Origin of the sequence: Bartonella tribocorum, assembly GCF_002778015.1 — a bacterium.
GTDB classification, from domain to species: Bacteria; Pseudomonadota; Alphaproteobacteria; order Rhizobiales; family Rhizobiaceae; genus Bartonella; species Bartonella tribocorum_B.
Genome location: NZ_NJPP01000033.1, coordinates 1 through 20656 on the forward strand (window position 1 = coordinate 1; position 20656 = coordinate 20656).

At 36.2% G+C, this 20656-nt stretch carries 16 protein-coding genes, 4 tRNA genes and 1 pseudogene; 13 read left to right on the plus strand and 8 right to left on the minus strand.

Annotation, left to right across the window (positions count from 1 at the left end; all coding sequences use genetic code 11):
- Positions 1 to 532: 532 nt before the first annotated feature.
- The 7 genes from CEV08_RS07560 (at position 533) to mazG (ending at position 8664) form a co-directional block, all read left to right on the plus strand.
- The gene (locus CEV08_RS07560) at positions 533 to 2851 is read left to right on the plus strand and encodes an NADP-dependent malic enzyme (RefSeq protein WP_100131062.1); all 2319 of its coding nucleotides are present in this window, start codon (positions 533 to 535) and stop codon (positions 2849 to 2851) included.
- 183 nt (positions 2852 to 3034) lie between these two features.
- Entirely contained in the window at positions 3035 to 3319 is a 285-nt protein-coding gene (locus CEV08_RS07565) for an acyl carrier protein (RefSeq protein ID WP_100131050.1), read from the plus strand.
- A gap of 10 nt (positions 3320 to 3329) precedes the next feature.
- Positions 3330 to 4505, plus strand: a complete 1176-nt coding sequence (locus CEV08_RS07570) for a beta-ketoacyl-ACP synthase (RefSeq protein WP_100131051.1) — start codon at positions 3330 to 3332, stop codon at positions 4503 to 4505.
- A gap of 15 nt (positions 4506 to 4520) precedes the next feature.
- On the plus strand, positions 4521 to 5795 hold the full coding sequence (locus CEV08_RS07575; protein ID WP_100131052.1) for a beta-ketoacyl-ACP synthase: 1275 nt from the start codon (positions 4521 to 4523) through the stop codon (positions 5793 to 5795).
- A 61-nt stretch (positions 5796 to 5856) separates the two neighbouring features.
- On the plus strand, positions 5857 to 6885 hold the full coding sequence (locus tag CEV08_RS07580; RefSeq protein ID WP_100131053.1) for a zinc-binding dehydrogenase: 1029 nt from the start codon (positions 5857 to 5859) through the stop codon (positions 6883 to 6885).
- A gap of 6 nt (positions 6886 to 6891) precedes the next feature.
- Positions 6892 to 7821 (plus strand): lipid A biosynthesis lauroyl acyltransferase, encoded by a 930-nt coding sequence (locus CEV08_RS07585; RefSeq protein ID WP_100131063.1) that lies wholly within the window; start codon positions 6892 to 6894, stop codon positions 7819 to 7821.
- Positions 7822 to 7854: 33 nt separating this feature from the next.
- Positions 7855 to 8664, plus strand: a complete 810-nt coding sequence (gene mazG, locus CEV08_RS07590) for a nucleoside triphosphate pyrophosphohydrolase (RefSeq protein ID WP_100131054.1) — start codon at positions 7855 to 7857, stop codon at positions 8662 to 8664.
- 79 nt (positions 8665 to 8743) lie between these two features.
- Here the strand turns inward: mazG and CEV08_RS07595 are convergent, their stop codons facing one another.
- A complete protein-coding gene (locus tag CEV08_RS07595) occupies positions 8744 to 9118 on the minus strand; it encodes an iron-sulfur cluster assembly accessory protein (protein ID WP_100131055.1) in 375 nt (124 codons plus the stop codon).
- Positions 9119 to 9748: 630 nt separating this feature from the next.
- Here CEV08_RS07595 and CEV08_RS07600 point away from each other — a divergent pair.
- Positions 9749 to 9825: transfer RNA gene (locus tag CEV08_RS07600), tRNA-Pro, on the plus strand.
- A 243-nt stretch (positions 9826 to 10068) separates the two neighbouring features.
- Here CEV08_RS07600 and CEV08_RS07605 read toward each other — a convergent pair.
- On the minus strand, positions 10069 to 10536 hold the full coding sequence (locus tag CEV08_RS07605) for an Hsp20 family protein (protein ID WP_100131056.1): 468 nt from the start codon (positions 10534 to 10536) through the stop codon (positions 10069 to 10071).
- Positions 10537 to 10814: 278 nt separating this feature from the next.
- Here CEV08_RS07605 and CEV08_RS07610 point away from each other — a divergent pair, with 278 nt between their 5' ends.
- The 3 genes from CEV08_RS07610 to CEV08_RS07620 all read left to right on the plus strand — a co-directional run bounded on the left by CEV08_RS07610 (position 10815) and on the right by CEV08_RS07620 (position 13067).
- Positions 10815 to 11732: a serine aminopeptidase domain-containing protein gene (locus CEV08_RS07610; protein WP_245407071.1), complete on the plus strand. Its 918-nt coding sequence runs from the start codon at positions 10815 to 10817 to the stop codon at positions 11730 to 11732.
- An 800-nt stretch (positions 11733 to 12532) separates the two neighbouring features.
- Positions 12533 to 12895 (plus strand): cell cycle two-component system response regulator CpdR, encoded by a 363-nt coding sequence (gene cpdR / locus CEV08_RS07615; protein ID WP_005773448.1) that lies wholly within the window; start codon positions 12533 to 12535, stop codon positions 12893 to 12895.
- Between the two features lie 97 nt (positions 12896 to 12992).
- Positions 12993 to 13067 (plus strand) — tRNA-Val (locus tag CEV08_RS07620).
- Positions 13068 to 15017: 1950 nt separating this feature from the next.
- On the opposite strand, the gene CEV08_RS07630 is transcribed toward CEV08_RS07620, so the two are convergent.
- The 5 genes from CEV08_RS07630 to CEV08_RS07650 form a co-directional block, all read right to left on the minus strand.
- A tRNA-Arg gene (locus CEV08_RS07630) sits at positions 15018 to 15094 on the minus strand.
- A 39-nt stretch (positions 15095 to 15133) separates the two neighbouring features.
- Positions 15134 to 15439: an ETC complex I subunit gene (locus CEV08_RS07635; protein ID WP_100131058.1), complete on the minus strand. Its 306-nt coding sequence runs from the start codon at positions 15437 to 15439 to the stop codon at positions 15134 to 15136.
- 87 nt (positions 15440 to 15526) lie between these two features.
- Positions 15527 to 15603, minus strand: a tRNA-Pro gene (locus CEV08_RS07640).
- A 627-nt stretch (positions 15604 to 16230) separates the two neighbouring features.
- Positions 16231 to 16920, minus strand: a complete 690-nt coding sequence (gene hdaA / locus CEV08_RS07645) for a DnaA regulatory inactivator HdaA (protein ID WP_100131059.1) — start codon at positions 16918 to 16920, stop codon at positions 16231 to 16233.
- Positions 16917 to 18128: an AI-2E family transporter gene (locus CEV08_RS07650; protein WP_100131065.1), complete on the minus strand. Its 1212-nt coding sequence runs from the start codon at positions 18126 to 18128 to the stop codon at positions 16917 to 16919. The genes hdaA and CEV08_RS07650 overlap by 4 nt, the downstream gene beginning before the upstream one ends.
- A 159-nt stretch (positions 18129 to 18287) precedes the next feature.
- Between CEV08_RS07650 and purM the strand changes: the two genes are divergently transcribed.
- Positions 18288 to 19397 (plus strand): phosphoribosylformylglycinamidine cyclo-ligase, encoded by a 1110-nt coding sequence (gene purM, locus CEV08_RS07655; RefSeq protein WP_100131060.1) that lies wholly within the window; start codon positions 18288 to 18290, stop codon positions 19395 to 19397.
- Complete coding sequence (purN, locus tag CEV08_RS07660; RefSeq protein WP_100131061.1) at positions 19394 to 20005, plus strand: phosphoribosylglycinamide formyltransferase; 612 nt, start codon at positions 19394 to 19396, stop codon at positions 20003 to 20005. The genes purM and purN overlap by 4 nt, the downstream gene beginning before the upstream one ends.
- Positions 20006 to 20317: 312 nt before the next feature.
- On the opposite strand, the pseudogene CEV08_RS07665 reads toward purN, so the two are convergent.
- Positions 20318 to 20638, minus strand: a pseudogene (locus CEV08_RS07665) (ParB N-terminal domain-containing protein); the annotation flags it as partial.
- Between the last annotated feature and the right edge of the window lie 18 nt (positions 20639 to 20656).

The window sequence follows — 20656 nt, forward strand, 5'->3', positions numbered from 1 at the left end:
GATATAAAAAATACAACTCTAAACGATTAAATAATTCAATTGAACAATAAACAACAAAAATTCCATTTTTTAAAGTTCCAATTTTTTTGTAAAGAGCTAAACAAACAGTTTATGAATTTCAAATTGTTGTTTTAAAATTCTTTTACCTGCGTATAGAACTTTAAATGAAATATATTTTATAAAAAGTGGATGACGTGAATAATAAACGCTCTTCTTTTCTTTCTTTAATTTGTAAGCATTGCAAAAAAAATAATGGCTTGTTAATGTCACCATAGGTAAATATTTTATTTGTTTGTAGACTAATCAATTTTTACGCGTTTTATTAAGGATAAGAAAGACAAACGTGCTGCTATCAATGAAATTGATTCATGCGCACAAAGGAAACAAAACATTAAACTGGTTTTACGATCCAGAAGAATTTGCTCATGCTCATGCATTTTGATATTCAGAGAAATGAGGATCTATTAGTGGACAAAACCTTATTGTAGATGGAATACTCATATAAACATACACTAACTTGGATATCATAAAAATGTCTAGAGAACGAAATAATGATTTCAGTTCACCAATCGCTGAGCTTGACAGTGCTGCACTTTTTTATCACCAACACCCAAAGCCTGGAAAATTGGAAATACAAGCAACAAAACCTCTTGATAATCAGCGTGATTTAGCTCTTGCGTATTCCCCAGGCGTTGCAGCACCCTGTCTTGCAATTCATGAAGATCCCAATCTCGCTGCTCAATATACGTCTCGTTCTAATTTAGTCGCTGTTATATCAAATGGAACGGCTGTTCTTGGTTTAGGAAATATTGGCCCGCTCGCTTCAAAGCCAGTTATGGAAGGCAAAGCTGTTTTATTCAAAAAGTTTGCGAATATTGATGTTTTTGATATTGAAGTTGATGCATCCGATATAGAACAAATGGTACAAACGGTATCGACTTTAGAGCCCACATTTGGTGGTATTAATCTTGAAGACATTAAAGCTCCTGAATGTTTTGAAATCGAGGAAAAACTGCGCGCTAAGATGAATATTCCAGTTTTTCATGATGACCAACATGGAACTGCCATTATTGTTTCTGCGGCTGTCTTAAATGCCTTAAATCTTTCAGGAAAAAAAATTGAAAATGCAAAAATAGTTACCTCAGGTGCAGGTGCTGCGGCCCTAGCTTGTCTTAATCTTTTGGTCCGTCTTGGGGCAAAAGCTGAAAATATTTGGCTTAGTGACTTAGAGGGCGTTGTTTATGAAGGTCGCAAGTCCCTTATGGATCGTTGGAAAGTCAAGTACGTACAAAAAACTGACGCACGAACTTTATCCGACATTATTGAGGATGCAGATATTTTTCTAGGCCTATCAGCAGGAGGTGTTTTAAAGCCTGAATATCTTAAAAAAATGGCTCAAAATCCATTAATTTTAGCGCTGGCTAATCCCGTACCAGAAATTATGCCCGAAGAAGCACACTCTATACGACCTGATGCAATGATCTGCACAGGGCGCTCTGATTATCCCAATCAAGTTAATAATGTCCTTTGTTTTCCTTATATCTTTCGTGGCGCATTAGATGTAGGTGCAACTGCAATTAATGAAGAAATGAAAATGGCTGCAGTTCATGCGATTGCAGCCCTTGCATGTGAAGAAACTTCAGATGTTGTCGCACGTGCATACTCAAAAGAACCGCCTAATTTTGGACCAGATTATCTGATCCCCTCTCCTTTTGATCCGCGTTTAATACTGCGTATTGCTCCTGCTGTTGCTAAAGCAGCAATGGCAACGGGTGTTGCTCTTCGTCCCATTGAAGATATGGAATCCTATCATGATATCCTCAATCGATTTGTCTTTCTTTCTGGTTTAACAATGAAACCTGTTTTTGCCGCAGCAAAAACAGCAAAACGTAAACGTGTCATCTATGCCAATGGTGAAGATGAACGCGTCCTTCGAGCCGCACAAGTTGTTATTGAAGAACAAACTGCAACACCTCTCCTTATCGGCCGCCCCCATGTTGTAGAAGCAAGATTAAAACGCTTTGGTTTGAGAATTCGCCCTGGTATAGATTTTGAATTAACAAACCCTGAAGATGACCCACGCTTTCGTGATTATGTTAATTTATTTTTTCATTATACAGGAAGACGTGGCGTTACACCTGAAATGGCAAAAACAATCGTGAGAACATCAACAACCGCTATTGCGGCTCTTGCCGTCATGCGTGAAGAAGCAGATGCGATGATTTGCGGCTTAGAAGGACGTTTTGAACGTCAACTTGAATTGATTGAACAAATTATCGGTCTTGATCCTCATGTTCACCGTTTTTCTGCTATGAGTTTGCTTATCTCTCAACAGCGTACTCTTTTTCTCACAGATACTTACGTTAATGAAAATCCCTCTGCAGAAGAAATCGCTGAAATGACTGTCTTGGCAGCTCAAGAAGTTGAAGCATTTGGAATAACACCCAAAGCAGCCCTATTATCACACTCAAATTTTGGTTCTAAAAATACAGAAAGTGCACGTAAAATGCGGCGTGCAACAGAAATTCTTGCCAAAGAATACCCTCATTTAGAAGCAGATGGTGAAATGCATGGTGATGCTGCTCTTTCCAAAGTTTTTCGTGATCAGGTTTTTCCTGATTCTCGTCTTAAAAGTGAAGCGAATTTGCTTGTCTTTCCAACACTTGATTCAGCCAACATCACACTCAACACTGTTAAAAGCCTCACAAATGCACTCCATGTTGGTCCTATCTTAATAGGGGCCGCACGTCCCGCCCATATACTAACACCTTCAGTAACTTCACGAGGCGTTGTTAATATAACAGCCCTTGCCGTCCTTGCTGCAAATAGAAATAATAGACTCGTAAAATAAATGTGCAATAGAAATTCAAATTTTTTGAATATTGAAGTGTGTTATTTCACATCCTGTAAAGCTCTTTTCTCTATAGAAAAGACAGTTATATTCTGGATTAAGGCTTTTTTTTAAAGAGAAAAAAGGCTAGAAGGGTAAGAATATATTTTAAATTTACTAACGCTATAATAAGGAATCCATACATTGCCTTCTACGTTTGATAAAGTTGCTGATATTATTGCAGAAATCAGTGAGATTGATCGCAATACTATCACACCTGAAAGTCATACAATTGATGATTTGGGAATCGACAGTCTTGATTTTCTTGATATTGTTTTTGCTATTGATAAAGCTTTTGGAATAAAAGTTCCCTTAGAACAATGGACCCAAGAAGTCAATGAAGGTACAGTTGCTACAGAAGAATACTTTGTTCTTAAAAACCTTTGTTCAAAAATTGATGAGCTCGTTGCCTTAAAAAAGGCGGAGTAATTTTTTCACTATGCATGATCAATCTGTATTCATCACTGGTATAGGCCTCATCAGCTCTCTGGGGGAAGGAACGGATCAGCATTGGAATCTCTTAAATGATCCAATCTGTACACCAAACCTAGATTGTACAACTTTTTCGCCCTACACAGTTCATAAATTGCCTGAAGTTGATTGGAGTTTACAAATTCCCAAGAAAAGTGATCAACGGCAAATGGGAACATGGCAACGTCTTGGTACCTATGCTGCTGGTCTTGCTCTTGATGATGCCGGAATGAAAAATGATGAACAATTCACGTCAACAATGGATATGATCGTAGCAGCAAGCGGAGGAGAACGTGATATTATTGTTGATACACAGATTCTTTCCAAAGCGCGTGCAATCACCGATCATGCCTCTATGTTAAATGTTGCGCTTTCAAGCGAACTTCGTCCAACATTGTTTTTGTCACAACTTTCAAATCTTCTGGCAGGAAATATTTCAATTGTTCATAAAGTCACTGGATCATCTCGAACATTCATGGGAGAAGAAGGCAGTGGACTTTCTGCACTTCAAATTGCTGTAGCCCGTATTAAGTCAGGACAAAGTACTCATGCTCTTGTAGGAAGTTCCTATAATGCACAAAGTTATGATATGTTATTGGCCCATGAACTTGGGGGGCTTTTAACCCATAATGGGTGGAGCTCAGTGTGGAATCGTGAAATTCACCCTGGTGGTGGTATTATCACCGGTTCTGCTGGTGTTTTTCTGGTTCTTGAAAGTATAGAACACGCAAAAAAACGTAATGCACGTGCTTATGCTGAAATTAGCCAAATTATTACGGACCAAACAGATAGAACAAAAACGCCACTTCAAAAATCAATTGCAACAATGTTGAAAACGGTGGGCGCTAAAGATTCTTTAGCCATTTCAGCAGCCTCAGGTGCTCACGAAGCAACAAAAGCAGAACAAAATGCTCTTGATAATGCTAATCTATCTTACCGCGGTATTACAACATTATTCGGTTATCTGCGAGAAGCACAATTTCCTTTAGCACTTGCCCTTGCAGCACTTTCAATTGAAAAAAAACACTGTTTTCCAGCGTTAAGTCCCCATGAAAAACCTTTTTCTAAAGAAATCCATGAAATATTTGTTACAACTATTGGTATAAAAAGATCTGAAGGTATCGTCCGTCTTACTGCTGTTTGAAGGGGAATTTCTATCATGAAATATCATGATCATTTTGGGCGTCCACGTGTAGCCATAACTGGGGCAGGCATTGTCACATCACTAGGACAAGGAAAACACGAAAATTGGCAAAAATTAACAAGTGGAGTAAGTGGTATCCACAAAATAACACGTTTTCCCATTGAGGGATTAAATACATATATTGCTGGAACGATTGATTTTCTCGAAGAAAGTACGCTTGGTGCTTCAGCTCTTTCTGAAAAGCTTGCACATCTTTCTGCTGAAGAAGCTTTAGAACAAGCTGCCCTTGATAAAACAAATTTTAATGGACCACTCTTTCTAGCTGCGCCTCCTGTTGAACTTGAATGGAAAGCACGTTTTAGCCTTGATCAAGAGGAAGGATTCAATAATGAACCTTCTTATGCCCATCTTCTTAAAGTCTGTAAGCACACCCTCCATGAGGCACTTTTTGAAACTACACAATTTGGTGCAATTGCAGAAAAACTGCAAAAAACGTTTGGCACAAAAGGACTTCCTGTTACACTTTCCACGGCTTGTGCATCTGGTGCAACGGCAATTCAATTAGGCGTTGAATCTATTCAACGAGGAGAAACAAATCGCGCTCTTACCATTGCGACAGATGGATCCGTTTCAGCCGAATCTCTCATTCGCTTTTCATTATTATCTGCTCTTTCCACTCAGAATGAACCTGCAGAAAAAGCAGCAAAACCTTTTAGCCGTGATCGAGATGGATTTGTTATGGCAGAAGGTTCCGGTGCTCTTGTTCTTGAATCTCTTCAAAGCGCATTAAACCGTAATGCTACAATTTTAGGAATTTTAGCGGGCTGTGGAGAAACAGCTGATGATTTTCACCGTACACGTTCAAAACCCGATGCATCACCAGCCATTGGATCCGTTCGCAAAGCCTTAAATGATGCACAAATAACCATCCATGAAATTGACTATATTAATGCTCACGGAACCTCTACACCTGAAAATGAGAAAATGGAATATCTTGCGTTATCGACAGTCTTCGGTGACATTCTAGAGCATATTCCCGTTTCTTCTAATAAATCAATGATTGGGCATACCTTAACTGCCGCTGGTGCCATAGAAGCTGTTTTTTCACTTTTGACCATTCAATCGGGAATACTTCCACCTACAATAAATTATGATAATCCTGATCCTGCTATTCCTTTAGATGTTGTTCCTCATCATAGCCGTAAAGCCAATGTCAATGCGGTTTTGTCAAACTCATTTGGATTTGGTGGTCAAAATACGAGTCTTGTTATCACAGCCTATAAAGGATAATCTTTTATAGAATAAAAGTTTTATAACGCTAACTTAGTAGTATATATTTAAGGGGATGATAATGCGTGCACTGCAACTCTTCGATGATCGCCAGCTTGAAATCACTAATATTTCCCCACCACCATCTCCTCTCCCCAATGAAGTAACAGTGCGGATAAAAGCTGTTGCTCTTAATCATATTGATGTATGGGGCTGGCGTGGGATGGCTTTTGCGAAAAGAAAAATGCCCCTCATCATTGGTGCCGAAGCTTCCGGTGAGGTTATACAAGTAGGAGATGATGTTGAAAATCTCCAACTTGGACAAATCGTCTCGCTTTATGGTGCACAAACCTGCGGCGTATGCCAAGCTTGTCAAGAAGGACGAGATAATCTTTGCACGGATGTAAAGGGAGTCTATGGTTTTCATCTTGATGGATTTGCTTGTGAGTTTGTCAATTTGCCCGCACGTTTATTGGTTCCAGCCCCTCCCCAATGTGATGAACTCCAAGCCGCTGTTGCTCCCATTACTTTTGGTACCGTAGAACATATGCTTTTCGATAACGCAAAATTACAAGCAGGAGAAACAATCCTGATACAAGCTGGTGGTTCCGGTATTGGCTCTGCAGCCATTCAACTTGCAAAACACAAGGGATGTACCGTTATTACCACAGTAGGTTCAGATGAAAAAATTGCAAAAGCACTCTCTCTTGGAGCAGACCATGTGATCAATTATCGTAAAGATCGTTTTGAAGGTGTGGTGCGTAAATTAACTCAAAAAAAAGGTGTTGACGTTGTTTTTGAGCATGTTGGTGCAGATACATGGAACGGTTCTCTGTTGTGTATGAAAAAAGGAGCACGCTTAGTGACTTGCGGTTCTACCTCTGGTGTTTCAACCTCCATAAATCTTATGCAATTATTCCAACAACAACTTAAGATATTTGGTTCATTTGGTTGCCGTATGGAAAATATGAAAAATGCCATGCAAAAAATGGCACAAAAAGCCGTACACCCTGTCATTGATACAATTGTTAGACTTGATGAAATAGATACAGCTTTAAAACGAATGGAGAGCCGTGATGTTTTTGGTAAAATTATTCTTAAAATCAATTAAATCATGATGAAGCTTTCTCTTAAAAATCTCATATATCGTATTAAAATTATAGCTAAAAAAATATCCTACTTGTTGTGGGCATATCTGCTTTTTGGTTCTTTATTTATTTTAAAATGCTTTCCAGCCAAAATGGGAATTTCTTTTTTTTCTTGGTTGGCAAAAAAAATCGGTCCCCTTATTCATCGTCATCAAATAACACTCGCAAACCTTAGGTGTGCATATCCAGAAAAAACAGAGAAAGAACGCCATGCGATTGCAATAGAAATGTGGGAAAATATAGGACGTTTTCTCGCCGAATATATTTATCTTGATAAAATTTTTGATTTTGATCCTCATGCGGACAATCCAGGTTTTATTGAAGTTAAAGGAGTTGAAATCTTTGAGCGATTAAAGAATGAAAAAAAGCCACATATTTTTTTCACAGCGCATACTGGAAATTTTGAACTTCTACCTATTTGCGCACAAAGTTTTGATCTGAATGTTACGGTATTATTTAGACCCCCCAATAACCCTTATGTTGCCAAACGAGTCCTTAAAGAACGACAAACTTCTATGGGACATCTTGTTCCCTCCAAAGCCGGTGCAGCGTGGGCATTAGCAGGCAAATTAGCAGAAGGTGAAAATGTTGGTATGCTCGTTGATCAAAAATTTCGTCGTGGTATCATGGGAGCATTTTTTAACAGACCCCTTAAAACAAACCCTTTAATTATAAAGCTTGCGCGACAATATAACTGTGATATTTATCCAGCACGTTGTATTCGTCTCCCTGGAGGACGCCATCGTTTAGAATTATATGAACACGTAGAACTTCCACGTGATGAAAAAAATGATATCGATATAGCTGCTTCTGTGCAAAAATTAAATGATATTGTTGAAACTTGGGTTCGTGAATATCCTGGACAATGGATGTGGTTACATAGACGTTGGGATATCTAAATATAAGCTCTATTGCTTACAGAGGAAGTACAAATGTTAGCCTCAAAAGATATCAAAGATCTCACCGCAATTATTACTGAATTACGAAATCCTGATAATGGTTGTCCTTGGCATAAAAGGCAAACTTTTGAATCCCTCATACCTTACATGCTCGAAGAAGTTTACGAAGTCATCGATGCCATTGAACAAAAAAAACGTAAAGATCTTTGTGAAGAACTTGGTGATCTTCTTTTACAGGTTGTTTATCATGCGACCATTGCTCAAGAAGAAGGCAGCTTTACTTTTGAAGATGTTATTTATGCCATCACGGCAAAAATGATTCGCCGCCATCCTCATGTTTTTGGAAATGCCGAGCAAAAAAAACGAGGGTTTATAAAAGAAGAGTGGGAATATATAAAAAAAGAAGAACAGTCTGAACAAAGGAAATTGTGCAAAGAAAAAAACAACACTTTAAGCATTCTTGCAAAAGTAAAACCAATCCAGCCTGCAAACCAAGAGGCCCTTGCTTTACAAGAAGCAGCAGCTAACGTGGGTTTTGATTGGCAAGAAAGTAATAAAGTTTTTACAAAAATAGAAGAAGAACTCGAAGAACTCAAAGAAGCCATCAAAAATAAAAAAAACTCAGAAATAGAAGCAGAGTTTGGAGATCTCTACTTTATTCTCCTTAATCTTGCGCGCCACTTAGCGATTGATTCACAAAAAGCATTAAAAAAAACAAATATGAAATTCCGAAATCGTTTTGCCTATATTGAAGAAAAGCTATCCGCTCAATCTAAAACACTCACTGAAGCATCCTTAAATGAAATGGAAGCACTTTGGGAGCAAGCCAAAAATGAACAATAAAAAATATTAGATTTCTTCTCTCCCCCCAAAAAAGCCTCCTAGAATTCCTCGATGATAATTTCACAAAGATTGGATAATTTCACGAAGCTCGATTCGTTTTATATTGATCTTGGGGAGCAGGACGAAGCTCTACCGACTCGCCACACCCACATGCGGAAACTTGATTAGGATTTTTAAAAACAAAACCAGAACGAAGCGTTGTCACCTCATAATCCATTTGTGTTCCTAATAAAAATAATACCGCATCATGCGCTATAAAAACACGAGCACCATTTACTTCAACAACATCCGCATCTATTCCCTCTTCTTTGACGAGAGTAATTGTATATTCCATCCCTGCACAACCGCCTTTTTTGATCCCAACAAGAATACCTCGTGCATCTTTTGCATCCATTATCGCTTTCACACGATCTGCTGCGGCTTGTGTTAAACTTATTACCGAAAAACGACTCATCGTTTACTCTTTTCTTGGTTCAATAGATACTTGAAACGTTTTTTCTCTATCATATTCTATCTTGTATTTTAGAAGAAAAATAATAAGACATACATTAAAATATCCTAATCTTTTTATTAAAATAAAAATTTATTGGAATAAAAATGCACCCTCATAAAATGAGATGTTTGATTGTAGAATCTAGAGTTTACAATTTTTTGTCCACATAAAATGCAAAATAGCTCTGCTATAAAAACTCTAAGCGGAAGAAAATGTTTCAATGCCATATATTCAATTCTAATATTTTGAAAATATTCATTTTTCAATAACCTATGAGATAAAGATAATATAACCTCCCCCACTTATTGGCGCTCCTCTTCTTCTTCAATACCCCTAAAATTACAAATCTTCTTTCTTTCACAATCTGCAAAAGAAGTTAAATGCATAAGATCTATGATTATAGAGCTAAAAATTTAATGATACAAAAGGACTTTACAGATTTATGACTCATCTTGAATGAATAACAATATATTGATGGGCAAAAAATTTTCACTTTCAAAAGCTGTCAATGTAAGAGCATTTTAGATTTTGTTCTGTTTATTTTTTCTCTTGCCTTTAAAGAAACAGTCATTTAATCGTTTCACACGGACTCGGAGCGTAGCGCAGCTTGGTAGCGCACTTGACTGGGGGTCAAGGGGTCGTGGGTTCAAATCCCGCCGCTCCGACCATTTTTAAAACGCTCTAAAATAAAGTCTATTTAAAAAACTTTTATTTCAATTTCATATACATGGTTCTTTTCTTCAACGCAGAGTAAGATGCAATAAATGTTTTATCATTAATTTGAGAGAAACAGCCTTTATGAGAATCATCTTCAGTTTCACAAAACACAGAGAAAACGCGAGACCTTTGCCTCGCGTCTTTATCCTTTTTAAAAATATAATTATTTGATTCTCATATTTTCTAAATTTTCTTTATGCGATAATACTGCTATTCTCATTTTCTGTAATGGATGGTGACATCTGCACGGTTATTTTTTTGGGTTTTAATTCAGCTGGCATTTCCCTTTTAAGCTGAATATGAAGAAGTCCATCTCCAAGCTCTGCCCCAATAACCTTCACATGATCCGCTAAGTGAAAACGCCGCTCAAAAGCACGTGAAGCAATTCCGCGATAAAGAAACTCTCGTTCTTCATCATCCTTTTCAGGCTTTCTATCTCCCTTAACGATCAACTGGTTACAATGTGTTTCAATATCAATTTCCTCTTGAGAAAAACCAGCAACAGCCATAGAAATTCTATAAGAATCTTCGGTTAAACGCTCGATATTATATGGGGGATAAGAAGAAACTTCCTCTGGTTGCCTTCTTGAATCAAACCAGTTTAAAAGATGATCAAAACCTACTGTGGAACGATAAAATGGTGAAAAATCTACTTGACGCATAACATTGCCCTCCTTCAGAGCGACTATAATTTATAATTGACTCACAAAGCTCCCAAATGGCAAACTAACTTGTGAACCCGTGGCCCCATCATGGCTGCCACATTATATTATCTGGTAATCATTTTCCCTTATTTCAACTCTTTTGTACCTGAATTGACAAAAACAATCTAAAAAACAACATACCCCTTTCTTAATCCTTCTTCTTCATTACATAAATATCAAAGTCCTCTCATTATCTCACGTTGTACTCAGCGGCAAATACACTTAAAGGATTTCAATTGAAAGCATCTCTTTATCTCATAAACCATGAATCTCCTCCTCCTAATATGCATCATGGTACCCTTAAAATAGCCATAGATCGCAAAATTCGTTTTGCGATAACATATCCTGAGGTAGAGAAATCTAAGGGAACAATTGTTATTCTTGAAAACGATGCAAATGTTTTAGAAACATATTTTTTACCCATAAGTGAAATTTCTAAACGCGGTTTTCATACAGCAATATTTGACTGGTTTGATCAAAAAGAAATATCCTTCAAGATAAGAAAAAAAAGCCGACAGCATTACTTTGATATAAACAATGATATCAATGATTTATATGAATTTCTTAAAAATGTTGTTTACCCTAATTGTCCACCACCTTACTCTATGCTTGCCTATGGTATGGGGGGATTAATAGCACTGAGCGGATTAGATCTCATTAATCATCAGTTTAACAGATTGATCTGTGTTTCTCCCCTTTTTGCTCCATTCGGCCATAAAACGAATGGTTTTCAACATAAATTAACACAATTTCTTTCTGATATAGGTCTTGGACTTATACCAACGAAAGATGGGGAAAAATTTAAAAAAATAAAACAAAAAAATATATACTTGGGGCATATACATCAAGTGTCACTCTCTGCCATTAAGGCCCCAACATCCCAATGGATGGCATCAGTATTTAATGTGATTGATTCTGTGAAGAAAAATATCTTCCACGGACATTTACAAATTCCAACACTCTTTATTCTCGCTAATCAAAATAATCTTGCCAACAACATTGAAGTACGGCAATTATGCCAATACACACGTCTGGCAGAAAGTATTACCATTACAGGCGCTGAACTTGATACAATTATGCATAACGAAGATTATAAAAAACAATTCTGGGCTGCATTTGATGCATTTATCCCCGATAATGTATCTATAAAATAATACGAAACGTCAATTTCCATTTCGCTCCACAAAAATGAAGATTGTTATGAGCAACATCATTTTATAAATACTTTTTATATAATGGATTCCATCTTCTAACCACTCATATGATTCGTTTTATAGACTTTACAGACATACTATAAAACAAATGTTCATCACATCTCTTAAAATAAAAACAACAAATACACAAAGATATCATTATATTAAGCGTAATCATATTATTATAAAAATGATATAATTTAATAAAAATATATTAATACATTATGTATAAATCTTTATAAACAACATATCAAAATTTAATATTTGATGTATTATTAATTAGTGCTTTTATAGTATATCTAAAAAATAATATCTTTCACTCAGTTAAAGAAATACTGTTTCAAATATTTATTTGAATGATTTTTATAAAAAACAAATAACTATAAAATTCTATAGGATAATCTTTTAAAAACAATAAATTAATATAAATTCTCTCTAATTTCTTGATATAAGCAATCTCTACAGTAATGATTTTCATAATTTTTTTAATGGAATTCTGATAAGAATCAGACAATTTAAAAGAAAAAATAGCAATGCATCATCTTAAAAGTTTTAGATCATCCCTTCTTTTTTCAAAATCACATATATTTTGAATTTAACCAACTCACAACGAATATGCTGTATTTTGAATAAAAATGTAAGAATTAACCATTTTGCCATTCATTTCAATTATGAGCATTTTACCATCTTTTTTATAAATACTCTATATTGTATAATTGATGTGGCGAAACTCTGATAAATGGAGCCATTGGAACACAATCATGAAACGAATCCTGCTCGCAGAAGATGATAACGATATGCGTCGCTTTCTCGTAAAAGCCTTAGAACGTGCAGGCTACGAAGTCGCCGATTTCGATAATGGTATTAGCGCATATGAACGTTTACAAGAAGAGCCATTTTCTCTTCTCTTAACTGACATTGTGATGCCAGAGATGGACGGAATCGAACTTGCACGACGCGCTACTGAAATTGACCCTGATTTACGCGTAATGTTCATTACAGGTTTTGCAGCGGTTGCACTCAATTCAAATAGTGATGCTCCTCCTGATGCAAAGGTTCTCTCTAAGCCATTTCACTTACGTGAACTCGTCAATGAAGTTGAAAAGATCCTTATTGCTGCTTAAGAGTTTTTTTTCTAAGTTATTTGCATCTGTTGTAAGAGAAAATGAAATTAAGCATTGACGTTTGTCATTCTATATGGTGTATGCAACATCGGTGAATGGGCGTGTAGCTCAGCGGGAGAGCACTACGTTGACATCGTAGGGGTCACAGGTTCAATCCCTGTCACGCCCACCATTCGCACTTTTGCTATAAATAACTTAAGTTTTTCATATTCTTTTCAGAGTACGGGGTGCATAATAAAGGTTAGGAAACAAGATTTTACAACATAGTTCTCCAAAGAACATGCTTGATGGGTCTTTCTAATATTTTTTGAGTTCTGATAATGATTTTCTGGATAAGCTATCTGAAAGCATCATAAACGTCACAACAATTTTTCTTGCGGTAAATTAAAAGGCTTTATTGTAAAATTCTTTCGACAAACATCAGCATCTCTTCTAAAAAGCATTGTTTATCTTCTAATCTATCCCCTATTTTTTTGATTCTTTCTTCTCTATTGACGCACACTTATTGTCAAAATAATTAGATATATAACAACAGTCTCTTCCGTACGTAAAACACTCGATTTTTAGAGTAGTATTTTAAGTATATCAATAATTAGGTTATTATAAAAATATTTAAAAGAGTAAAAAACACGATAAAAGCAAGTTTTTTATTCAGCCAACATATTGATTTGTAATCATGTTTTATTACTTGACATGTTGAATGATAAACCCAAATATTGTAACGTTTTCTCATTTCAAACCCCTCTCATGTTAAATTAATCAAAATCATCTCTCTTGCGCATCACAAGAAGGATTGACGTGTGAATAAAAGTTATACAGAAAAGCACTAAAATGCCCATAACGATCTAAAAGCTGGGATCTATCGCAACATTAGAAGCTCGAAAATAGGTAAAGTGCGCGATGTGCCGGCTCATTTCTTCATAAGTGTAAAGATGATGGTGCTCAATATACCATTAACGAGCCTCAGCGTAAAAAGGGCTTTTTTTTTCGAGGGAAAGAGCTTTAAAAGACATCTCAGTGCATAATAATATGCCACACCATAGCGCTCCATTCTTTACGCTATATTCCTATTGAAACAATGATCACCTTAAATCATATGCGTTTAGAACATAAGATCTTATCGCATAACATTTTAGTATAATCGCTACACCTCTCGTATAACGTATAAACTATAGAAAAATAAGAAAAAATATTTGAAAAAATGTAAAGATGAAATCTAAAAAATTAACACTGAGATACAATCTACCTTCATTCATAACTCAAATAGAATATGTACGAAATAACCTATAAATACGCAGCATACATTCTTAAACCTATAAACTAAGAAAACCATAAAACATTGCTGAAACCTATAGCTCTACCTTAAAAAGCAGTGACAACCACATTAAATCAGATTGGCAATAAATATATCGTATTGAAAAATACAATATCCTATATGGTCAACACACACACACAGCATCCTTTTATACAAAAAACTCTAAAGTCGTAACGCATTATAAAGCATAGCTTTCAATGCGAAAAAATACCCTTCATTCCTTCAGAGGATGTTGTCTGTAAATTCTCATCATAAACAGATGCCATTTTTATTCTTCAATGTTTCATAAAAACACTTCTCAACGGAATCTATCATGGCTTAAAAACCAAATTGTACCCAAAATCAAACTGAAAAACATAATAATATTATTCATAAAAAATTTCAAAGTAGATATTTTTGCGATTTTATCGGCATTAGCCGCAATGCTTAAACCCCATCTAAGAAATAGCACATTCATTTTAGAAAAATGGAAAAAAGCTCTTAAAAAAATTTTAGCAATCTATTTTCTAAAGCTTGAAATGCAGCATACATTAAAAAAATCTACAGTGAGTGAAAAAATGAGCAGTAATACGTGGCAAGCCAAATGCGGAAGCCACCGCATCAAAACTTAAAGCACTTTTTGGCTGTATAGAAAACAGCATGGCATCATTTTATAGCCAAACAGCCAGCAGAAAACAGAAATAGAATCAATAAAAAAAGCTCAAAAAAGTTCAGAGCCTAAAGAAAAATATATTAATAGAATCAAAGGGAAGCTTTTAAACTTTTTTTATCTATTATTTCTTAAATGTATCTATTATCTCTTAAACTTGGCGATCCCGACAGGATTCGAACCTGTGACCCACGGCTTAGAAGGCCGTTGCTCTATCCAGCTGAGCTACGGGACCCAACTGATTATTTTCTCAATTCAAAATAGCATCTTTAATTCAATGTGTCCAAGATTGCTGCCGATCACTGCGAAAATTATCAGAATAAGAAACAGCACGCCGAATCGACGCATGTGTTTTTTCTACACGATAAGGGATAGCATTTTTGCGTGCAAAAGCAATTGCTTCCTCCTTCCTATTAAAACGGATTTTTACCTGACTATTCATATCAGATGTTGCCGTATATCCCATAAGAGGCTCTAGCATTTTTGCTCTCATCGGCTCATACTGAAGAATCCAAAAGCCTGTATTTCCCTTACCTGACTGCATAGCTGTTTTAGCAGGACTATAAATACGTGCGATCATGCCTTTTCCCTTCAGATTACACAACACTTGAATGATCGTTTACCCACACGTACCCAACTGGGTCATTTTTATACACCTTATCAAATATGGTCGGAGCGATAGGATTCGAACCTACGACCCCCTGATCCCAAATCAGGTGCGCTACCAGGCTGCGCTACGCTCCGCCACTTAACATTTATTTGATGCACATTCCCTAAAATTTTCACAACAGAAGTGCAAGAGAAAAACACATTTTTTTTCAATTTTGTTGCATTTCTTTACAAAAAAGAGCGTTTTTAAATTTTCTTCCTCCTCAATAACATATTTTATTGAGAAAAATAGAAAACAACACCTATACAAAAATCTAATCGATATAATAAATAATGAACCTCTTTATAAGGATTCCATAATTTTATCCTTCTTTAAGCAAATTCCCACTGTATCAAAACCCATTCTACAAATAGAATTTTAGAAAAAACGATTTAAGTGTTAAAAAAAACTCTCGTTTTTCCTATAATCTAAGTCCATAAACGACAAACACTTTTTCAAACCATAAAAGTTTTATTATAAATAAAGGAAAGAGCTCTTTTTGAAAAATATTTTCAAATACCAAGAATATAATGAGCTTTTACAAATGATGAAAAGGATACTCATCCAATAAAATCTCAAAGCCATTTAAACGACACGCATAAAAAAGTAAAAAATAATATTCTTAATAGATATCAAAAAAGAAAAAATTTAAATGACTTTTTTCCTTGTATTGAAACAATACAATAAAAGGGAAAAATACGTAAAACCATGATAAAGAGTGTTTACGTTTTTTTTCTATTCAAAACTTCAGCAATGACAGCACGCGTTATTTTTCTTTTTCTTTGTAACGCCAACTGATCAACAGAATCAATAACATGCTTCAATGAAAATAAAGAACGCTCACAACGGCTGATAAGATAATAAACTGTATCTGGATGCACAATAAGCTGCCTATCGGAAAAAAGCTTAAAGGCAACAGCTGTTAACAATGCATCATCAGGCTGATTAATTTCAACAAACATCACCGAATTAAGACGACTTTTTAGATCATTTAACTTTAAATTCCAAGTGGAAGGGAGTGTCCGTGCTGTCATCAATAAAGTGGCTTGTCGTGCATCAACATTTGCTTGCTTAACACTGTTAATTAAATGAAAAAGTTCTATCTCATTAATTTCCTCTGCATCAATATCTTCTATTAAAAAGGGTCTGCCTAAAGAAGCCATAGCAACAGCCTGATCAATTTTATTATGCTGAATCTTGAACGCATTTGCTTTTTGAAGCCATATACTCGAAAAGTGCGTTTTTCCAGATCCTTCTTTTCCAACCAAAACTGCAATAGGTAAGCTCCAATTGGGCCAATGATCAATAAGCTGAAAAGCCATACAATTGCTATCCGTTACGATTAAATCATCAAATTGAAAAATCGGCTCATAAAGAAAATTTAAAGATAATTGCGTTTCTCGCCCATTCATTTTTGCGGCTCCGAATTTTCCCTTCGCGAATACATCTGAGAATTAAGATAAGTATGAAGGGCAAAACGAACTAAAACGCCCACAGCGGCTGCTGCAGGAACAGCAACAAGCATACCAGTAAAACCAAAGAGTGAAGCAAAAGCAAAAAGCGAAAACATCAACCATACAGGATGTAATCCCACTGATGAACCAACAAGTTTTGGTTGAAGAATATACCCCTCAATAAATTGACCAATTAAAAAAAGCGCCATCACAATAATGATCCCCCCCCAATTATTGGGATAAAACTGAACCCATGCAATACCAACAGAAAGGATAAAACCACTCATTGTTCCAATATAAGGAATAAAGCTAATAAGGCCAATAAACATACCAATCAAAAGACCAAAATTGAGTCCCGCAACCGTTAAACCAATAGCATAATAGCCCCCTAATATAAGGCAAACGGTTCCTTGTCCACGAACAAAGCCTGCAATAGCTCTATCCATTTCATGAAAAATACTCCGAACAGTTCTAAGATGATCACGCGGTATTAACGAATCAATTGCTGCCACCATACGTGGCCAATCTAATAACATATAAAACGCCACCACAGGCGCCACAACAAATAGGCTAACGATATTAACAATAGACTTTCCTGATTTCAAAAGTGAATTCAAAAGAGATGTAATAAAATCAGAACCTTCTCCTAAAAGTCCTTTAATATTACTCCGTAATTCATTTGGATCACTTCCAAAATAGCGCCTTATCCAATCAAAATCATGTTCAACAAAAAAGGTTTGAATACGATTAATATAAACAGGCAAGCCATCACTCATAAATTGCTGTATTTGCCAACTAATAATAGGAATCAAAATAATTAAAGCCGCAACAAATATAATAACAATAAATAAGGTAATAAGAACAGTACCAAAAACACGACGAATACCGAATTTTTCAAGCAATTGAACAATGGGATTAAGAAAATAAGCCAACACAATCCCCGCCACAAAAGGAAGCAAAATTGATCCAAAAACAAACATAAAAAGAGTGAAAAAAATCAACGTCCCAAGCCAAAAAAAGATTTGCCTTTTCATATTATTGGGCAATGGTAATTGTGTATATGCTGGCACATAAGTCTTATAACGGTCACGGGGGGTATTCTCACTCACTTTTTTTTTCATAAGTTTCCAAGAAGACTGTTCGTGATGATCTGATATCTTGCTCATAAAATATCCTAAAAAAAATTCTTCACAAAAATTATAAACATCTTCAAAATAAGGTACAAGCAAAGTTGCTTATTTTCTTATCAATATCTCTTGCAGAGAAAACTCTATCATGGCATTGCATAACATCAAAACCTGATTTGCCATTAAAGGAAGGCTCCAATGAGCAATCAAGATCTTAAAAATAATAAATCCAAGGCTGGGGATAAATCCAAAGCTGGTCTTACCTACGCAAAAGCCGGTGTAAATATCGATATGGGTAATGCTATGGTAGAAAAGATTAAACCCTTTATACGCGCGACAAAACGAGCCGGAGCGGATGCGGAAATTGGCGGTTTTGGTGGTCTTTTTGATTTAAAAGCAGCGGGTTTCATAGATCCTATCCTTGTTGCAGCCAATGATGGTGTGGGAACAAAACTAAAAATTGCCATTGAAGTAGGGCTCCATAACACTGTAGGCATTGATCTGGTAGCTATGTGTGTCAATGATTTACTTGTACAAGGGGCTGAACCTCTCTTTTTTCTGGATTATTTTGCAACTGGAAAACTTGATCCTGAACAAGGTGCTGCAATCGTGTCTGGTATTGCAGAAGGATGTAAACAAGCTGGTGTTGCTCTTATTGGAGGAGAAACGGCAGAAATGCCAGGAATGTACGCAGAAGGAGATTATGATCTAGCAGGTTTTGCTGTAGGCGCGTGTGAACGCAGCATGCTGCTCCCTTCAAAAGACCTAGCAGAAGGCGATATTATCTTAGGTCTGAGTGCTTCTGGAATTCATTCCAATGGCTTTTCACTTGTTCGACGAATCATCCAGCAAAATGATCTCAAATGGAATGACCCTGCCCCTTTTGCCCCCAACAACAGCCTTGGTAGCGCACTTCTGACACCAACACGCATTTATGTGAAATCGCTCCTTCCTATCATGAAAAAATACGAAGGAATTAAAGCTCTAGCGCATATTACGGGTGGAGGCTTTCCTGAAAATATTCCACGTGTCATTCCCTCTTCTCTCTGCGCTGAAATTGATCTTTCTATCATCAATGTTCCCTCCGTCTTTTCATGGATTGCCAAACAAGGTAAAATAGATGAAACGGAAATGTTACGAACATTCAATTGTGGTGTTGGTATGGTCATTATCGTAGCACAGCATGCAGTTGAAACAATTACGCAAGCTCTTGAAAAAAATGGAGAAGCTGTGAATCTCCTTGGCATTTTAACAAAACGCCAAGATCAAAATAAAGGAATACTTTTTAAGGGGGGACTGCATTTATGAAAAAACAAATCGTTATTTTCATTTCTGGGAATGGGTCTAATATGGTCGCCCTTGCTCAAGCAAGTCAACAAAAAGAATATCCTGCTGAAATCGCCGCGGTTATTTGCGATAATCCACGTGCAAACGGTATTGAAAAAGCACAAAATTATAACTTACCTGTTCATGTTGTTGATCGAAAAATCTACAAAACAAAAGAAGAGCATGAAGAAAATATTTTCACGATTTTAGATCAATATAAACCGGATTTTCTCTGCTTTGCGGGGTATATGCGCCTTATCTCATCACGTTTCGTAAAACTTTATGAGGGACGAATTTTAAACATTCACCCTTCTCTTTTACCTTTATTTAAAGGCTTAAATACGCATGAAAGAGCTTTACAAGCAGGCGTAAAAATCACAGGTTGTACTGTTCATCTTGTTACAGAAGATATGGATGCTGGAAAAATTCTTGCCCAAGCAGCCGTTCCAGTCTGTCCTCATGATAGTATTGAGTGCTTAGCACAAAGAGTTCTTAAAGCAGAGCATAAACTCTACCCCGAAGCCTTAAAAGCATTTATTGAAGGAAAGAGCAAAATGGTCGATACGCAACAACAACTCTTATCTTTTTGAAGAGATCAGAAATTTATAGAATTTTTCAACGTTGTTCATACGGTTTATTTTTGGCACCTACCATTAAAAACCTCTCATGTTGATAGGATAAAATCTATTTCTTCATAAACTTTTGCGTAGAATGTGCAATTTTTTTGAATTTTATTTAAATTTCCAAATTGTTCTTGCTTATTTAGTTTTTTGAACATTACCATGAGCTCTATTTATCAAAATACTCTCGTATTCCCCTATATCTTTTCATCGGGTTTTGCATAATTTGACAGCAGGTTTTGCATCAATTTATTTTTTTCGAAGGATTTTTAAGGGGAGATCAAAGTGCAGACTTGGCACTTTGCCATTTAAGTCACCATCATTTGGCAAAGGGTAAACTTTACCCTTTTGCCACTTTGTCCTTTGTATATCGATTACCGTGCTCACCGCCACGCTTAGTTTTCCCATGCTTTTTCTCCCACAATCCGCGATAAGTTTGCACAAAAAGCGCACGGTCAATCATGACAACTCATTGCGAAAGAGGTTTTCCGCCACGTCTAAAAGCGCAGCATTGTCCTTATCAGCTTGCACCACAACGGCATCAATATCACTATAGCCCAAAAGCTCCGCAGCACAAAGCCGGTGCACACCAGCATCCATCGTAATCGCCTATCACAAAAT